This window comes from Acinetobacter tjernbergiae DSM 14971 = CIP 107465 (assembly GCF_000374425.1).
Lineage (GTDB): Bacteria > Pseudomonadota > Gammaproteobacteria > Pseudomonadales > Moraxellaceae > Acinetobacter > Acinetobacter tjernbergiae.
The window spans coordinates 65,146-79,957 of the sequence record NZ_KB894356.1 but is presented as its reverse complement, the minus strand read 5'-3'; the positions used below and the strand labels follow the sequence as shown (position 1 = coordinate 79,957).

Here is a 14,812-nt window from a genome sequence, read left to right as displayed (position 1 = left end):
AAATTGGACAAAATGTGGACGTTATTTGCGCCTATTTTACGCCTAAAATTTTTAAAATTTTAAGTAAGTTTTTGATTTAAATTACAAATAAAATTTTACTTGTCCAATCCATCATCGGTGCAACACTGATTCGCGGAGATTGAGTGTTTTCAATGTTTTTGTTAATAGTCATTAAAAATCATACCTTTGTTCAGTGTAAAGCAATCTATGTGGATCTATTTAAATCCATGTTTAGATGAGTTAAGCAGTTAAAATGGCAAAAAATGGGCTTAAAAAGAGAAGTTCACATTCAAAAAATCCAAATACTTGATGAGGCAGATGATGATAGCTCTAATGTACTTGAAATGCCTTTGATAAATATTTAGAAGAAGTGAGCGTGTAAAGACGAAACGCTATTTTCTACTTCTAATTACGAAATTTCTGATAGCACGTAATATTACCATAAAAATAAAATCAGTACATTTATCTGATCATATCAATTTTGGGCAGTTGGCATTCTCTAGATAGATTTTGAACTTACATAATGTGCCAAATATATTCTATTTTTGATATATTTATTTAGTTGCTACTATATGAAATAGAGGAAGGTGGTATAATGACTATCTAATAAAGTTAAAATTTATGTTTTGGATTTTATTCAATAAAGTTCAGTATTAAATTCAAATGAAAATGAGTAGGGCGTATAACTTAAGTCGGAATTAATAAATATTAAATCGAAATTAAGTTGTTTGATTAATTGATTTAACGCTCTTTCTACTTCAATGGACATTGGTTTAATTTCAATTAGAATAATTAAATTCTGAGGGTCGATAGTAAATTTCAATAAAATTTTTGAATTTAATTTTTCTAATAAAACCTCATTATTCAGTCCTATATTGGTTTGTTCTTTGAATTGATTTATTTGGTTTTGCTCTTCGGGAGTTGGAATATAATTTGAAGCTTGTTCTATAATATTAGAGAATCTTTCCAATTTTTCTGAATCATTAATAATTTCAATTTTATACAAATGATTTAGATTGTCTGGTGTTAATATATCACTAGTATATTGTTCTTCCATCTGATCAATTGGTTTTTCATCCAATTTTTTTATACTTTTCTTATGAGTATTAGCAATAAGTTTAGCATCAGCAATTGCTTTTTTTGCTCGGTTTTTAGCATCAAGTAATGGATTATAAACACTTTCACTCAATGGTCTACTTTTTTCTAATTCAAAGAAGTCAGGTACATTATCTTGCATAACTCTCTCTTCATTCTTAGTTTCATTCGACTTAGTTTGTATGGCCGATTGCTCTATTTTAGTTGAGTGCATATTATTTTTTGGCTTTGTGAGTGTAGTTGGAGTGGAAACTAATATTACCTCCATTTTATAATCTGAATTATGCTGGTGTTCTATTTCAAAATTAAAAATGAATATAAAAATTAAAATATGAAAAATAAAACTAAAAATCAAGGCGCTATGTGCAATTGGAGTTTTTTTTTGAATCCACATAGCATTTCCCCTTTTAGGCTTTTAATATCTGTTTAGAAAATGTAGCGTAATGTGACTTTTAAATTTCTTCCTTCAGTAGGATGAATATGCCTATCATAAATTCCTTCACGTTCTGATGAGTTAGGTGAGCATGTAGGCTCACTGAGATCTTGAGGAGCACATGATGCATAGTAGTATTCGATATCATTCGTTTTTTGATCGAATACATTAAAGAGTTCAACTTGTGCTAGAAAGTTTTTATTAAATTGATAGTTGCCTTGTAAGTTAACTAAAGTTGATGAATCGGAACGAACTGAGTTATCCTCAATCAAAGGGCGAGAACCAAAGTAACGTAAACGTCCTCCAAAATTAATTTGGTCATTCAGTTTATAAGTAAATCCAGCAGCTATAGTCTTTTCTATTGCCCCAGGAATATGATTTCCTTCCGAAATTTCATTTTTAAATCTTGCTTTTGACCAAGCCAGATCTAGATCGATAATCCAAGCATCTGTTGGTTGATAGAATTGTGAAATTTCGATACCTTGTCTTTTACTTGGCCGACTTGCTTCAGTCGTACCAGCATCGCCGATGAATACCAGTTCTGAATCTGAATCAAGTTGCCACAGAGCTATTGTTGAAGTGAGTTCTGGTATAATTTTTGCTCTTAATCCTAGTTCTGAGTTTATTATTCTTACTAATGGGGAAACGGGAAGAGTAGGTTTCAAATAGTTACTATCACGAGGGTCAATGTTTAAGTGAGTTGTAGTTCCTCTTGCATCATTGCTATGAAAGCCATATGCATAATTAATGTAATACTCAATATTCTCCCACGGACCTAAAATTATGCTCATTTTAGGGCTGAAAATATGATCAGTTTTATGACCACTATTTTCTTCTTGATCAGAATTTACATCAAAAGAATAAAAATCACCACGAACGCCTAAAATGGTTTTTAGCCAAGGTTGCCATGTCGTTTGATTTTGTCCCCATAGACCGAGAGACCATTGATTAACATCATCATTTCTTATCGTGTTGAAACGCTGCCGATTTTGTGTCTGGTAAAGACCTAAGTTGTTAATATAATCATACCTAAGAGATGATCCAAACGAGTTTAAAAGCTCTTTGCTTGACCATTCACTTAATAAACCTTTTTGAAATTTAAATCCAAGTGTTGTCCGTTCTTCAGCCTGCTCAAACTGGTCTCCATGGACTGGATCATTTAAAAAATAACTAAAGTCAGAAAATAGATTCAGTTTATTATATACGGCATAAGAGGAGATTGTTGAGTATTTCGTTTTCTCATAATTTTTAGCATTATACCAAATAGCAGTCCGAGCAGACTTACCACCATCACTGTTATTTAAGCTATCAAAGCGATTAAGTTCACCGCTTTCAATCAGTCGCTCTGGAATTTGATCAGTGGCATCCCATCGTGCTTGATAATGTTGGAAGCTGATTGCTTGATTTTTATCATGGTCACCAGTGAAATATTTTAAGAATAGATTTTGTTTTGAAAGATTTTCAGGATTAACCCAAGGTCCGTCACTGTTGATGTTTTCAACTGCACCGATTAATTCCCCGTCATTAAGAACTAAGTTTCCAACGGCTAAAAATCTAAGTAAATTGTGATTACCTAACGTTATTTGTGCATAAGGATTATCTAGAGAATGGATACTCGAAATTTTTGCTGTGCCTGCTGATGCAAAATCACCATCATCAATCGATACTGCTCCTTTGTGATATTGAATCGATTCAATCAGTTCGGGGATTAGAAAATTTAAGTCTGTGTAACCTTGACCATGAGCATGACTCACCATGTTAATTGGCTGTTCATCAAATGATGTTGCAAAGTCAGTTCCATGATCTAAGTTAAAACCTCTCAGAAAATATTGATTTGCCTTACCACTGCCACTGTGTTGAGTCACAATGACCCCAGGAATAGTCTCTAGAACTTCTGCTGGACGTGATAAAGGTCGAGTTTCAATTTGTTCTTTTGATATTGTTCCTTGAGATGAAGTAAATGCGACTCCAAATGCACTATCAGAATTTGATGATGCTGTTATTTTAATTGTAGGGAGTGTTGTTGTAAGTTCGCCTCCCGCATGGGTTATCTGACCTAAATAGAAATGGCTACTTCCTATCAACAAACAATACAAAAGTCTTTTTTTCATTTTTATTCCATCTATTTTATAAATTATCTTGATTTCTTAACCATGAAGTCACTATTAAGCTCATGTTTTCAGTTGTTCATCGAATTTAGACTTATAGTTGCTTTAACATTTGTTTCAGTTTTTGAATGTAGGTCGGGTTTTGATAGCCAGTCTCATTACTCCAATTTAATAATTTTTCTGTGCTTTCACGATTCTTACTATCAAGTGCAAGGGCAGCATAGACCTCAAAATCATCATTTTCTCTTTGCATATTCCAGTTTTTGGCAGCTATGCGTAAACCATCATCATATTTTTTTGAAACCCATAGGAATTGAGCTTGTTCTCTGAGATGGATGTGATCTTTATGGTCGAGTAGGTTTTGTACTCTTTGGGTTAGTTCATTTAGGTCTTTTTCTGCAAGAGGATCGTTTAGTTTCTGTTTGCTTAAAATAATTCGATATAACGCGCCATCATGATAACGATATGGGGTGAGAATTTTGATTGCATTTGAATATTCTTGTTGAGAAATATACCAATTGGATTTAGCAAGAGCGTTGGGTAAATTATCTACATTAAGTAATGGAATAGATTGGCTCGCAAGAGTTGGATCATTAAATCTGGTCGCTATTTCCAGCATAATATTACCTAGCCATTGCTGATCATTTTTATTTAGCCTTGTGGCCATTTGAAGAAGTTCATTTGTTCTAGGTTTTATTTCAGAAATATTTTTTGTCATTGCATCCACTTGCAAAACACACCCAACTTGATAAAGTTTCACACTCTGTTGATCTAATTGATCGCATAATTTAAGTGACTGATTAAATTGACCTTGTAATCTATATATATTTGCGAGTTGTAAAATTGCATCATAATTTTTAGAGTCTTTTTTTAAAACGTCATTAAGTATTGTTTCTGCTTTACTGAAATTATGATTTGCTTGAGCGAGTCGAGTTTCTAACAATTTATTTTCGGTGTCTGATGAGTTGAAGCTTGATTTCATTAAATCTTCAGCTTGTTCTAAAAACTCACCATCGCCTTTTGAATACGCTTTTTCAAGTAAGACATTAACGATTTGATTTCTAAGTTCATCATTATGATTGTTTTTTAACATTGCTGAATAATTTGGATGTTCAGAACTCGATGAAGATTCTTCATGATGATGTTTTGGGTGAGCTGAAGCTGTGCTTAAGTAGAGTGATACTACAATTGAAACAGTTAACTGGCGGATTAACATTTAAAACTCCCAAAAAGCTCTTAGAGTAAATGATTAAACTAAGAGCTTTTTTCTTAAAATTTCACTGCAACTGGTTCTGATTTGTTATCTATAGTAGATTCTGAAATCTCAGTAAGACTTTTAGGTTCAGACTGTTCGTAGTTACTTTGAGGTTGATTGGTTAATGACAACGTTTCTTTAAGAACGGGATCATTTTGAGATTGGTTGTTATTATTCGGTTTTGAATTATTGTCATTACCACCGCATCCACTTAATCCAATACCAACCATGAACAGCAAAATTAATTTTCTCATGGTGACTACTCCTAATTATTTGCTAGCTGTATTAGATGGAGAGCCTGCTACTGGAGTGTTTAAGTATGGGAAAGCAGTACCGAATTGTTGAGGTGATTGTAGAGCTCCATCAGTAAAGCCTATTCCTCCTGCTTTCGCATCACTCGCTTTACAGCCAACCGCAGTATTTACACCATCAATCGTACACAGTAAGCCCATTGCAACGCGGAGTTCGATATCAACGACATCATCACCGGGACGACGTCCATTCGGAAAGCCAGCAGTATCTCCACCAATCACACCTAAACGGTTTTGTTTGTCTTTGGCTGCTGGAGCAATTGCCGTATTTAAGCGGAGCATTTCAGATGCTTTGACACTTTTGGGTTGATTCAATCCTGGAATACCTAACAGAAAAGCATTAACTAAATCAGTGCGTGGAAAGTTTGTTGGTGCAACAACGGCTCCACCTGTGGCATCTTTAAATAAAACTTCGATGAGAGTTGGTAGGGCAGGGTTGGTGACGTAGTCTGCAAATTGCCCATCATTTAGGGGTTTGCTCGCATTGAATTTATCTTTATCTTTTAAACCAATCACGACTTCATTAACGAGTGGCATACCTAAACGTGAAACTTGAGTCCAAGCACCTCCTACTTTCGTGGCGCTGTTTAAATTGCTGTCAGGATTAGGATTGAGTAAGGTGGCTTGGGGTAAGCTAGCTGTTGTCCAGCCACCAATGACATTTTCATTTGTAGACACTAAACAGGATTGGGGAACTTCCAAAGCAATTGTAGTGACATTTTTGTCTGCAATTGTATTTAAGCCTTGATCTTCAGCATTTACTCCAGATGGTGCAAGTTGAGTAGCAGGGATTTTAATATTCACTAGATCAAATACTTCACCGAGATTGACTGCGAAAGGATCTTGGCGCTGGCCCACAAAAACTTTACCAATGCCACAACTGCCAAAATTCACATTTTGGACAAAACTATCAGCATATGATTGATAGTTGGGAATAGATTTGTTGCCAACATTATCGAAGGGTTTTTTAAACGTACCTAGAACACTTCTCTCACCTTTACGTCGATCACCTTTAATCATGGTAACTGTAAATGTTTCAGCTGTATTTTGTGCTGAACTACTATCGTTTGTGATTTTACCGATGTTGGACAAAGGAACAGAAATATTTTTTCCGCCAACGGGTACTTGTAGGTCTTTTAACTCCTGATTAAATTTAAACTGGAAGGTAATATCTTCTTGCGCATCACCATTATTATCGATGTGGATTTCATAAAGTGCTTTGGGATCTAGAGAAAAGTAATTGGGACCGCCATAAGCATCTTGTAGAGGTTGATAGTTAGCAAGTAGCGTTACAAAATTACTGCGGCTAGATTCATAACTTTTAAACATATAAAAATCAGTAGCATCCACCTTGGGCATTTTAGTGATTGAGGGAGCTTCGCGATGGCTTGAAGCAAATGTTGTTACACTAAAACTACTTAGCATGATTGCAATAAGTAGACGAGAGTCCATTTTGTATCTCCTTGACCATGATGGTCTCAGGTTTTGATTCTTTTGGTTAATTTTTATTAGTCTTATCGTTTTCTGCAGTGAAGAGAGATCAATATAAGACAGTACTATTTATACTGATTGGGAAGTGAATTTTTTGTGATGGCATCGACATATTATGTTCTGAAGCTATTTTTGAATTATTGATGAAATCGTATGTTGGTATACTTTTTATCTAAATAATAGCTCACCCAATAATCCAGACTGGTATAGCGTCCACCACCCAAGACAATCAAAGCCAACAGCATCACCAAATAGGTCACTGCAAATTCAATTCCATTATTTAGAATCACAAATGATCCGCTTGAGGTCAGCCAATCATAGTTTCCATAATTTTCTAAAATTTCACGTGCTTTTTCTAATTTTTCAGCCGAAGCGAGGACTTGTGCATTTGCAAATGGTGCATTTGGATCAGCAATTGCTTGCCAACCATTGGGAAGGTGTACCGTTACAATCGCAACGACCATCGTTATGATGAGTGGAATACTGATCAGACGTGTCATTAGACCCAACCCTAATAAAACTGCGCCAACGAGTTCAGTTGATGTTGCTAATGCAGCCATGAGGGTTGGGAATGGTAAGCCTAATCCCCAATCACTATTGCCAAACCACGCTACGGTATCTTGAAAATGCATCAGCTTATTTGTGCCAGCCATCCAGAATATAGGGACTAAAAAGAGTCTGAGCGCAAGTGCAGCAATTCCATCGAAATGTTTTATTGCTGTACATATTTTTTGATAATGTTGTGCGAAGGAATAAATGATCTTCTTCATGATAATTTCACGCGAGTTGCTATTGAATAGTTATTAGTCGGGTGAATGTCCAGTTTCTTACATAAATTTTTTTTATTTGAACTGTAATAAATCGTGATTTAGTCCGTCTAACAATATGTACCTCAGTACAAATCTCGAAATGACCTTAAAAGGAATAGAAAAATGAATAAGTTAAACTCAATGACATCAGTTGCAGCATTATTGGCTCTATCTGTAGTGAGTGCAACACAGGTGTCTGCTGCAGCTACGACAACAACAACTGAAGCGCATGCCACCAAAGCAACAGATGGCAAATGTGGTGAAGCCAAGTGTGGTGCAAATAAGGCTAAGAAACAACAGAAGTCTGCAGAAGCAAAATGCGGTGCTGAGAAAAAAGCAGCAGAGGGTAAATGTGGAGCAGCAAAAAAAGCGACTGATGCAAAATGTGGAGCAGACAAAAAAGTCGCTGATGGGAAATGTGGCGCCAAGTAATCAATATCGTAATGAATGATGTCGATCAAGCTTAACTTGTCGACATCATTTCAATAAGGAAGAGCAACATGGTTCCACTGGCTGGAGTTGGTCTAGGCTTAAGGCGTGACTTTATCGATACGTTTTTAAGAGCAGAAACTCATCCTGATTTTATTGAGATTGCTCCCGAAAACTGGATGGGCTTTGGTGGTCGACATGCGAAGTTATTGGCACAATGTGTTGAGAAAGCCCCTTTATTATGCCATGGACTTTCCTTGTCTATTGGTGGTCCTCATCCACTCAATATTGAATTTATCAAACAGGTCAAAATATTCTTACAGCAATATCAAGTTCCCATTTATTCAGAACATTTAAGTTATACCCATGATGGTGGTTACTTATATGATTTGCTTCCGATTCCAATGACCGAAGCGGCTGTCAAATACGTGGCTGAGCGTATTTTGCGTGTTCAAGATATTTTAGGGCAGCGATTGGTGATTGAGAATGTTTCAACTTATCTGATGCCAAACGCAGAAATGACGGAAGCTGAATTTGTACGAGAAGTGATTGAACAGGCAGACTGTGAATTACTTCTCGATGTAAATAATGTCTATGTGAATAGTATGAATCATGGGAGTGATGGATATGCATTTATTCAAGCTATGCCTAAAGAGCGGATTCGTTATTTACATATCGCGGGTCATGAACAAATAAGTGAAAACTTGTTGATAGATACCCACGGAGCAGAAATCTGTGATCCTGTTTGGGAATTATTACAATACACGTATCAAGTTTGCGGAGTAAAGCCGACTTTGCTTGAAAGGGATTTTAATATTCCATCATGGCAACAGTTAGAATATGAACTTGCCACTATCAGAAAAATTCAACAGCAGGAGCGAGGTTATGACGGTAAAGAAAAGCACGTTCCAAATGACTCAGCAGCAGTTTTGTCGTTGGATTCGTGAGCCAGATATAGAGCAAATACCAACATTTCCTCTTGAACGAATGCAGATCTATCGAGATTTGCTCTTCAATAATGTTTGCTCATTTATAAATTTGGTTTATCCAGTGGCTCGTTCTATTTTACCCGAAGCTCAGTGGCAATCGTTATTGCAAGCGTTTTTCCAAAAAGCAAAATGTCAGTCACCTTTATATAATGATATTTCTCTGCAATTTAGAGAATATTTAGCAGATCATCAGCATCCTATTTTACAAGAATATCCTTGGTTAGAAGAGCTATTGCAATTTGAATGGCTTGAGTTGTATTTAGATACGGTGGAAATCGAAGAGATTAGATTGATACAAAGTACAACATGGCAGCTAACACGGAAAGTTTGGGTATTAGTTTATCGATATCCCGTTTATCGTTGGACAACTGCGACCACATTTGCCCAAATTGAACCAACACCAAGTGCTATTATGGTTTGGAGGGATGATCAGGATAAAGTCTGTATAGAAAGTTTATCGCCTTTATTTGCCATGTTGATTGAGCAACTCAGTTTTAAACCGTACTCAGAAATAGAGCTTTATGACTTAATACAATCGGTCGTTCCTGATTTATCTGAACAGGAAACACGTGTGCAGCTCGATGAGTTAATAATGTTATTAACCCAGTTGCGATTATTAAATAACCTTGAATTACCATAATAAGGAATGGCAATGTCGCAAGCTCCATTGAATGATAATGATGAGATCTTTCATCAGCTTCAAAATCCTGTGTTTTTGATGGATTTGAGACAACAGATGGTGAAATTTGCGGTGTTACAACTTTCTTCATTTCAGCAAGCAGAAGATGTGGTTCAGGAAGCTTTAGTGAGTGCGTTTCAACATCTTGATTCATTTACAGGGAAAGCAGCCTTTAAAACGTGGGTATTTGCGATTTTAAAAAATAAGATTATCGATCTGATTCGGCAAAAATCTCGTTTGGTGTGTATGAGTGAATTGTTTAAGGATGCGGAAAGTGAGTTAAGTATTGATGAATTATTTGATGCTTCTGGACATTGGCATAAATATGAAGCACCCCAAGCATGGCAAAGCCCCGAAGAAATGATGGAGCAGCAAGATTTCTGGAATATTTTTGATGCCTGTTTAAACCACTTGCCTGCTAAATATGCACAAGTCTTTATGCTACGAGAAATGATTGAATTAAGTTCTGATGAGATTTGTGAAAAGCTAGAACTCACGGTTTCTCATTTGAATGTATTGATGTATCGAAGTCGAACACGATTACGAGAATGTTTGGAAAATAAATGGCTACTTAAGGAAGATTGTTCATGTTAACTTGCCGACAAGCAACACAATTACTTTCTGAAAAACAAGATAGACAGCTCGTATTGAGAGAGCAGAGCAATCTACAGCTGCATTTGTTGGTTTGTCGCTCATGTCGTCGTTATGGAAAACAGATTAAAACACTTAGTCAGCTTTCTAAAACATTTATAAAATATGATGATTGATGTTTAGAATATTGGAGAAGCTTTGACTTCTCTGTCAAAATTATAAGATGTAAATTAAAATTATTTTAAGCTATTGAAAATTAATGTTTTTATTTATTGTCTTTAAAGTGCTACTGTACTCATGAATAGCACTTTCTTCTCTATATATCCAAGAGAATATCCATAAATTTTTAAAAATAAATAATATAAATATTAAGAAATTGTAATTTATTCATTTATTTTTGTACTGTAATTGATAATAATAATGATTCTTATTTATGCAATGTCATGTTATGAAAATTCAGCGTACACAAACTGTTTTAAATATTGCCATAAAATCGATTTTTATTTATGGGGCAATCTCACATAGTGCCTTTGCACAAGAGGAAAATCTGCATGAAGTAAGCAAGTCCTCTGTACTCCCAACGATTACAATTACAGCCGATGCTGAAGATGGGAAAACTGAAGGAAGTGAAAGCTATCAGGCTAAATCATCTAGAACATCATCTAAACTAAAGCTCTCCTTGAAAGAGACTCCACAATCGGTCAGTGTGATTACTCGAGAACAAATCGAACAACGTAATTTAAATATTATTGATGATGTACTTGCGGCGACGCCAGGCGTGACCGTAACTAAAAATGATAGCGAACGCTCAAATTATTCAGCCAGAGGCTATGGGATTACAAGTCGTCAAATTGACGGTATGCCAATTGGTGACAATAGTCCGCGAGTCGACAGTTTTTTCTTTGATCGAATTGAAGTTGTAAAAGGGGCAACAGGCTTAACAGGAGCAACTGGAAATCCTTCAGCAACAATTAATATGATCCGAAAGCGTCCAGCAAAAGAGTTATCTGGTTCAGTTGCAACGTCTTTTAGCCGTTGGGACACGATTCGAAATGAAGCAGATATTTCGATTCCGCTCACTGCGGATGGACGTGTCAGAAGTCGTGTCATGGCAGCCCGTCGAGAGGGTGATTCTTATATGGATTACTACTCACTTGAAACATTAGCAGCAATGGCAATGGTTGAAGCTGATATCACTGACAAACTGACAGGAAGTATTGGTTTTCAATACCAAGATAATCAGCCTAGAGGTTCAACGTGGGGTACTGTACCTTACTGGAATCAAGATGGTTCGCTTGCAAATTTACCTCGTAATTTTAGTTTAGCAAACCGTTGGAACACTATCAGTCAAAGTGATAAAACTGCATTTGCAGACTTAACCTATAAACTTGACAATGATTGGATTATTAAAGCAGCAGGATCGTATTCATTATCGAAAAGTTTTTGGTTAATGTCATATGGCGGTTCAGGTTTTCCAAATCAGAATGATGGAACTGGGGTTGGGGTTTGGTCAACCAGTTATCCAACTTCAGAGTCAAAGAAAACCAGTTTAGAGCTCTATGCAAGTGGTCCTTTCCAATTATTTAATCGTGAACATGAGCTTGTGATTGGTGGAAATGGTTTTAGTCGCTCTACCGATAGCCCTACGGGAGTGATTGATGGTATTGCAAGTAATCAACTCACCTGTACTAAAAAAGTCAATGGTGTAACGGTGCCTTCCAATAATCTTGGAGATACCTGTGTGATCAATGATTGGCGGACATGGGATGGTAATGCCACGATTAAACCTAACTATATAGTTAGCCCATCAACCAAAGATGCAGAGCAACGTAACTATGGTATTTATAGTACGTTAAAGCTTAATGTTACTGATGATTTAAAACTAATCGTGGGCGGTCGTTATAGTGATTATAAAGCGACTAATGGGACGAAGAGCGATGTAAAAACAGATGCTTTCACTCCTTATTTTGGTGCTACTTATGACATCAATAAGGTCTTTACTGCGTATGCAAGCTATACCGATATATTTAATCCGAGTAGTAATAAAGATCGAAATAATAGTTTTTTAGATCCTGAAACAGGTAAAAGTTATGAAGCTGGTATAAAAGCAAGTTTGCTTGATGATCAGTTATTAGCAACAGCTGCTGCATTTTGGTCCAAAAAAGAAAATGTTGCCATAAAAGATGACGATGCAATAAAAGCAGGTCTAAAGACCGATGATGGTGGAGATCCGATGATTGCATCTGGTGAAGGTCTTAAAATTGAGGGATTTGAGATTGAAGCAATTGGACGTATCACTCCAACTTGGAATATCACAGCTGGTTATACTTATGTAAATAGTATAAGTTCAGAGCTCGTTAAAGCTTCAACTACTCTTCCGCAAAACTTAGTTAAAGTTTACACAAGTTTCAAATTACCTGAACAATTGTGGGATGGGGCAAATAAACTAAACTTCGGATTTGGTGTTAATTGGCAAAGTGAAGTAAATAGTAAGTCCACAAGCGCACCTAAGAATTCAGATGGTTATGTTCGACAAGATTCTTATTTTTTAGCAAGTGCAAATATGGGATATACCTTTAATGAGTCATTTAGCGCAAACTTACAAGTGAATAACCTATTTGATGAAAAATATTATCAACAGGTTGGATTTTATAATGGTGTTTATTGGGGTGAACCACGTAATGTAACTTTATCGTTACGTGCAAAATTTTAAGTTAATGTTTGGGCGTGCTTAAATGCACTTGCATCAGAAACAGTGATCAAAATACTGTTTTTGATGCAAAAATCGAAAATTGCTTTTCTACAATTTAGATTTATATAGAGATGTTTGGTTCTATACTTGCTTATAAGCTGTGCTCGAACCAATCATTTGATACTTATGAGTAATTCCAAGCTATTTAATTGAAAGAATGATCGGTTATTTTGACTCAGTTTCATGATTTTTAATTGAATATTTAGTGGGGCACGACTTCATTTTTTTTTTGATCAAAAAATTATCTAATACACTAAAAAAGATGCAGGCAAACACAAGGCTAATTCCAGCGAGGCAAGTCATCGTCCATCCGCCGTGATTCCATGAAAAAATCCCAAGTGCTGAACCACATGCACCTCCTGTAAAATAAGCGGTCATATAAATGGCATTAATACGAGATTTTGCATCAGGACGTAAACGGAAAATAATACTTTGATTACTGGTATGAACGAGCGCTAGTGCTAATTGGATGAGTGCAAATCCGAAGATATAACTAAATAAAAATGTTTGACCATAATAAAAACAAATCCAACTGAGGATGAATAAGCCACAGCCCATCCAAGTCAATTGTTTTGTATAACCTTGATCGGCATATCGGCCAATATATTGTGTTGATAATGCCCCAAAGATGCCCACTAAACTGACCATTCCGATCACGAGGTCTGGTAGGTGATGTGCAGCTGTCAACAGTAGTGCAATTGTAGAATATAGAATACTGACCGCAGCAAAGGCGAAACCACCAGTCAATGCACGTAATAATAAACGTTTTTCTTGTTTTAATAGCTCAGCCATAGAAACAAAAATTTGCCCATAATTCATTTTCATGCGCATGACATAAGGTAGGCGGCTTTTTAGTGCATACGCTAAAATCAGCATTAGGACGCCACTAATGACATAAATGACTTTCCAGTGGAATAAATTAGAAAATAGTCCTGCAAGACTGGTCGAAAGTAAGATGCCCACCAATAAACCACTCATGAGAAAGCCGACAATTTCACCAGTTTTTTCAGGTTCAACAGTCATGGTTGCGAGGGGAATCAAGACCTGAGCAGCAACAGAAAATAACCCAACCAGAATGGTTCCAACCCAGAGCATTGGTAAATTCACTGAAAAAGCACACAGGAATAAGCCGACTGCACATAAAGCCATTAATAAAGGAATAAATTTGGTTTTATTGACGACATCGCCTAAGGGCACAATAAACAGTAAGCCGAGTGCATAAGAAACTTGAGCAAAAGTAACGGTAAGCGCAGCTTGACCTTCCGTTACCGCAAAAAACTGCTGAATAGAATGAATGAGTGGTTGGCTATAATAGTTCGCACCTGCGCATAAACCGCATGCTGCCGCCATAAACCAAAGTAAGGCTTTATTTTGACTAATATTTTGTTGAGGGGCTGACATAATTCTCTCTTATCTGATCTATGCAGTATATGCGGTCGCTTCAATTTCAATTTGCATGTCTGATAATGCTAAGCCTGTGACAGGAATGAGTGTACAGACAGGAAAAACGTGATCTTTCCATAGGTTTTGTATGTGTCTAATCAGAATCTGATGTTTTTCAGGATGATGATGAACAATAAGAATGCGTAAAACAGCAATATCTGAAAGCTGTGCTTGAGCTGAGGCTAAAGCTTGTTGAATATTATAAAAGACTTGTTGTACCTGTTGGTCAAAAAAAGGTGAAATTTCACCATTTTTATTTTCTCCTCCTTGTCCTGCGATATGAATCACTCGCATATTCGGTGGTACAACAGCGATATGGCTATATCCGTTAGAGTGAGGATTATAGAGTTCGTGTGGATTGATGATTTGAAAGGCTTGCGCACTCATTTTGTTCATTACTGCACTTCTTTCATGAGATTTGAGATGT

Annotated in this window: 14 protein-coding genes; 6 read left to right on the top strand and 8 right to left on the bottom strand. The window is 36.2% G+C overall.

The features are described from left to right. Positions 1-637: 637 nt before the first annotated feature. From C502_RS0104010 to C502_RS0103985, 6 genes are all read right to left on the bottom strand, one after another. Positions 638-1,489, bottom strand: coding sequence for a hypothetical protein (locus C502_RS0104010; protein WP_018677575.1), 852 nt, complete (start codon positions 1,487-1,489; stop codon positions 638-640). A gap of 32 nt (positions 1,490-1,521) precedes the next feature. Then, on the bottom strand, positions 1,522-3,639 hold the full coding sequence (locus tag C502_RS0104005; RefSeq protein WP_018677574.1) for a TonB-dependent receptor: 2,118 nt from the start codon (positions 3,637-3,639) through the stop codon (positions 1,522-1,524). 91 nt (positions 3,640-3,730) lie between these two features. Then, on the bottom strand, positions 3,731-4,852 hold the full coding sequence (locus C502_RS0104000) for a tetratricopeptide repeat protein (protein ID WP_018677573.1): 1,122 nt from the start codon (positions 4,850-4,852) through the stop codon (positions 3,731-3,733). A gap of 53 nt (positions 4,853-4,905) precedes the next feature. Beyond that, positions 4,906-5,145, bottom strand: a complete 240-nt coding sequence (locus C502_RS0103995) for a hypothetical protein (RefSeq protein ID WP_018677572.1) — start codon at positions 5,143-5,145, stop codon at positions 4,906-4,908. A gap of 15 nt (positions 5,146-5,160) precedes the next feature. After that, complete coding sequence (locus C502_RS0103990; protein WP_018677571.1) at positions 5,161-6,654, bottom strand: DUF4331 domain-containing protein; 1,494 nt, start codon at positions 6,652-6,654, stop codon at positions 5,161-5,163. Between the two features lie 176 nt (positions 6,655-6,830). Next, positions 6,831-7,463, bottom strand: a complete 633-nt coding sequence (locus C502_RS0103985) for an HvfX family Cu-binding RiPP maturation protein (protein ID WP_018677570.1) — start codon at positions 7,461-7,463, stop codon at positions 6,831-6,833. Between the two features lie 162 nt (positions 7,464-7,625). Here C502_RS0103985 and C502_RS0103980 point away from each other — a divergent pair, with 162 nt between their 5' ends. From C502_RS0103980 to C502_RS0103955, 6 genes are all read left to right on the top strand, one after another. After that, positions 7,626-7,934, top strand: a complete 309-nt coding sequence (locus C502_RS0103980; protein WP_018677569.1) for an HvfA family oxazolone/thioamide-modified RiPP metallophore — start codon at positions 7,626-7,628, stop codon at positions 7,932-7,934. Between the two features lie 68 nt (positions 7,935-8,002). Next, positions 8,003-8,878 carry an HvfB family MNIO-type RiPP peptide maturase gene (locus C502_RS0103975; RefSeq protein WP_018677568.1) on the top strand — a complete coding sequence of 292 codons (876 nt, stop codon included), beginning with the start codon at positions 8,003-8,005 and terminating at the stop codon, positions 8,876-8,878. Further along, a complete protein-coding gene (locus C502_RS0103970) occupies positions 8,817-9,560 on the top strand; it encodes an HvfC family RiPP maturation protein (RefSeq protein WP_023274527.1) in 744 nt (247 codons plus the stop codon). The genes C502_RS0103975 and C502_RS0103970 overlap by 62 nt, the downstream gene beginning before the upstream one ends. Positions 9,561-9,572: 12 nt before the next feature. After that, positions 9,573-10,193, top strand: coding sequence for an RNA polymerase factor sigma-70 (locus C502_RS0103965; RefSeq protein ID WP_018677566.1), 621 nt, complete (start codon positions 9,573-9,575; stop codon positions 10,191-10,193). Continuing rightward, the gene (locus C502_RS0103960) at positions 10,187-10,366 is read left to right on the top strand and encodes a zf-HC2 domain-containing protein (protein ID WP_018677565.1); all 180 of its coding nucleotides are present in this window, start codon (positions 10,187-10,189) and stop codon (positions 10,364-10,366) included. Before C502_RS0103965 ends, C502_RS0103960 begins: the two co-directional genes overlap by 7 nt. 272 nt (positions 10,367-10,638) lie before the next feature. Next, complete coding sequence (locus tag C502_RS0103955; RefSeq protein ID WP_026315734.1) at positions 10,639-12,903, top strand: TonB-dependent siderophore receptor; 2,265 nt, start codon at positions 10,639-10,641, stop codon at positions 12,901-12,903. Positions 12,904-13,107: 204 nt separating this feature from the next. Here C502_RS0103955 and C502_RS0103950 read toward each other — a convergent pair whose 3' ends face one another. Both C502_RS0103950 and C502_RS0103945 read right to left on the bottom strand, forming a co-directional pair. Beyond that, complete coding sequence (locus C502_RS0103950) at positions 13,108-14,343, bottom strand: MFS transporter (protein ID WP_018677563.1); 1,236 nt, start codon at positions 14,341-14,343, stop codon at positions 13,108-13,110. An 18-nt stretch (positions 14,344-14,361) separates the two neighbouring features. Further along, positions 14,362-14,781, bottom strand: a complete 420-nt coding sequence (locus C502_RS0103945) for a Rid family hydrolase (RefSeq protein WP_023274526.1) — start codon at positions 14,779-14,781, stop codon at positions 14,362-14,364. Positions 14,782-14,812 lie beyond the last annotated feature (31 nt).

What these genes read in the sequence shown, in the direction of transcription:
- C502_RS0104010 (WP_018677575.1), bottom strand. Translation starts at nt 1,489, where the DNA reads ATGTGGATTCAAAAAAAAACTCCAATTGCACATAGCGCCTTGATTTTT.
- C502_RS0104005 (WP_018677574.1), bottom strand. Translation starts at nt 3,639, where the DNA reads ATGAAAAAAAGACTTTTGTATTGTTTGTTGATAGGAAGTAGCCATTTC.
- C502_RS0104000 (WP_018677573.1), bottom strand. Translation starts at nt 4,852, where the DNA reads ATGTTAATCCGCCAGTTAACTGTTTCAATTGTAGTATCACTCTACTTA.
- C502_RS0103995 (WP_018677572.1), bottom strand. Translation starts at nt 5,145, where the DNA reads ATGAGAAAATTAATTTTGCTGTTCATGGTTGGTATTGGATTAAGTGGA.
- C502_RS0103990 (WP_018677571.1), bottom strand. Translation starts at nt 6,654, where the DNA reads ATGGACTCTCGTCTACTTATTGCAATCATGCTAAGTAGTTTTAGTGTA.
- C502_RS0103985 (WP_018677570.1), bottom strand. Translation starts at nt 7,463, where the DNA reads ATGAAGAAGATCATTTATTCCTTCGCACAACATTATCAAAAAATATGT.
- C502_RS0103980 (WP_018677569.1), top strand. Translation starts at nt 7,626, where the DNA reads ATGAATAAGTTAAACTCAATGACATCAGTTGCAGCATTATTGGCTCTA.
- C502_RS0103975 (WP_018677568.1), top strand. Translation starts at nt 8,003, where the DNA reads ATGGTTCCACTGGCTGGAGTTGGTCTAGGCTTAAGGCGTGACTTTATC.
- C502_RS0103970 (WP_023274527.1), top strand. Translation starts at nt 8,817, where the DNA reads ATGACGGTAAAGAAAAGCACGTTCCAAATGACTCAGCAGCAGTTTTGT.
- C502_RS0103965 (WP_018677566.1), top strand. Translation starts at nt 9,573, where the DNA reads ATGTCGCAAGCTCCATTGAATGATAATGATGAGATCTTTCATCAGCTT.
- C502_RS0103960 (WP_018677565.1), top strand. Translation starts at nt 10,187, where the DNA reads ATGTTAACTTGCCGACAAGCAACACAATTACTTTCTGAAAAACAAGAT.
- C502_RS0103955 (WP_026315734.1), top strand. Translation starts at nt 10,639, where the DNA reads ATGAAAATTCAGCGTACACAAACTGTTTTAAATATTGCCATAAAATCG.
- C502_RS0103950 (WP_018677563.1), bottom strand. Translation starts at nt 14,343, where the DNA reads ATGTCAGCCCCTCAACAAAATATTAGTCAAAATAAAGCCTTACTTTGG.
- C502_RS0103945 (WP_023274526.1), bottom strand. Translation starts at nt 14,781, where the DNA reads ATGAACAAAATGAGTGCGCAAGCCTTTCAAATCATCAATCCACACGAA.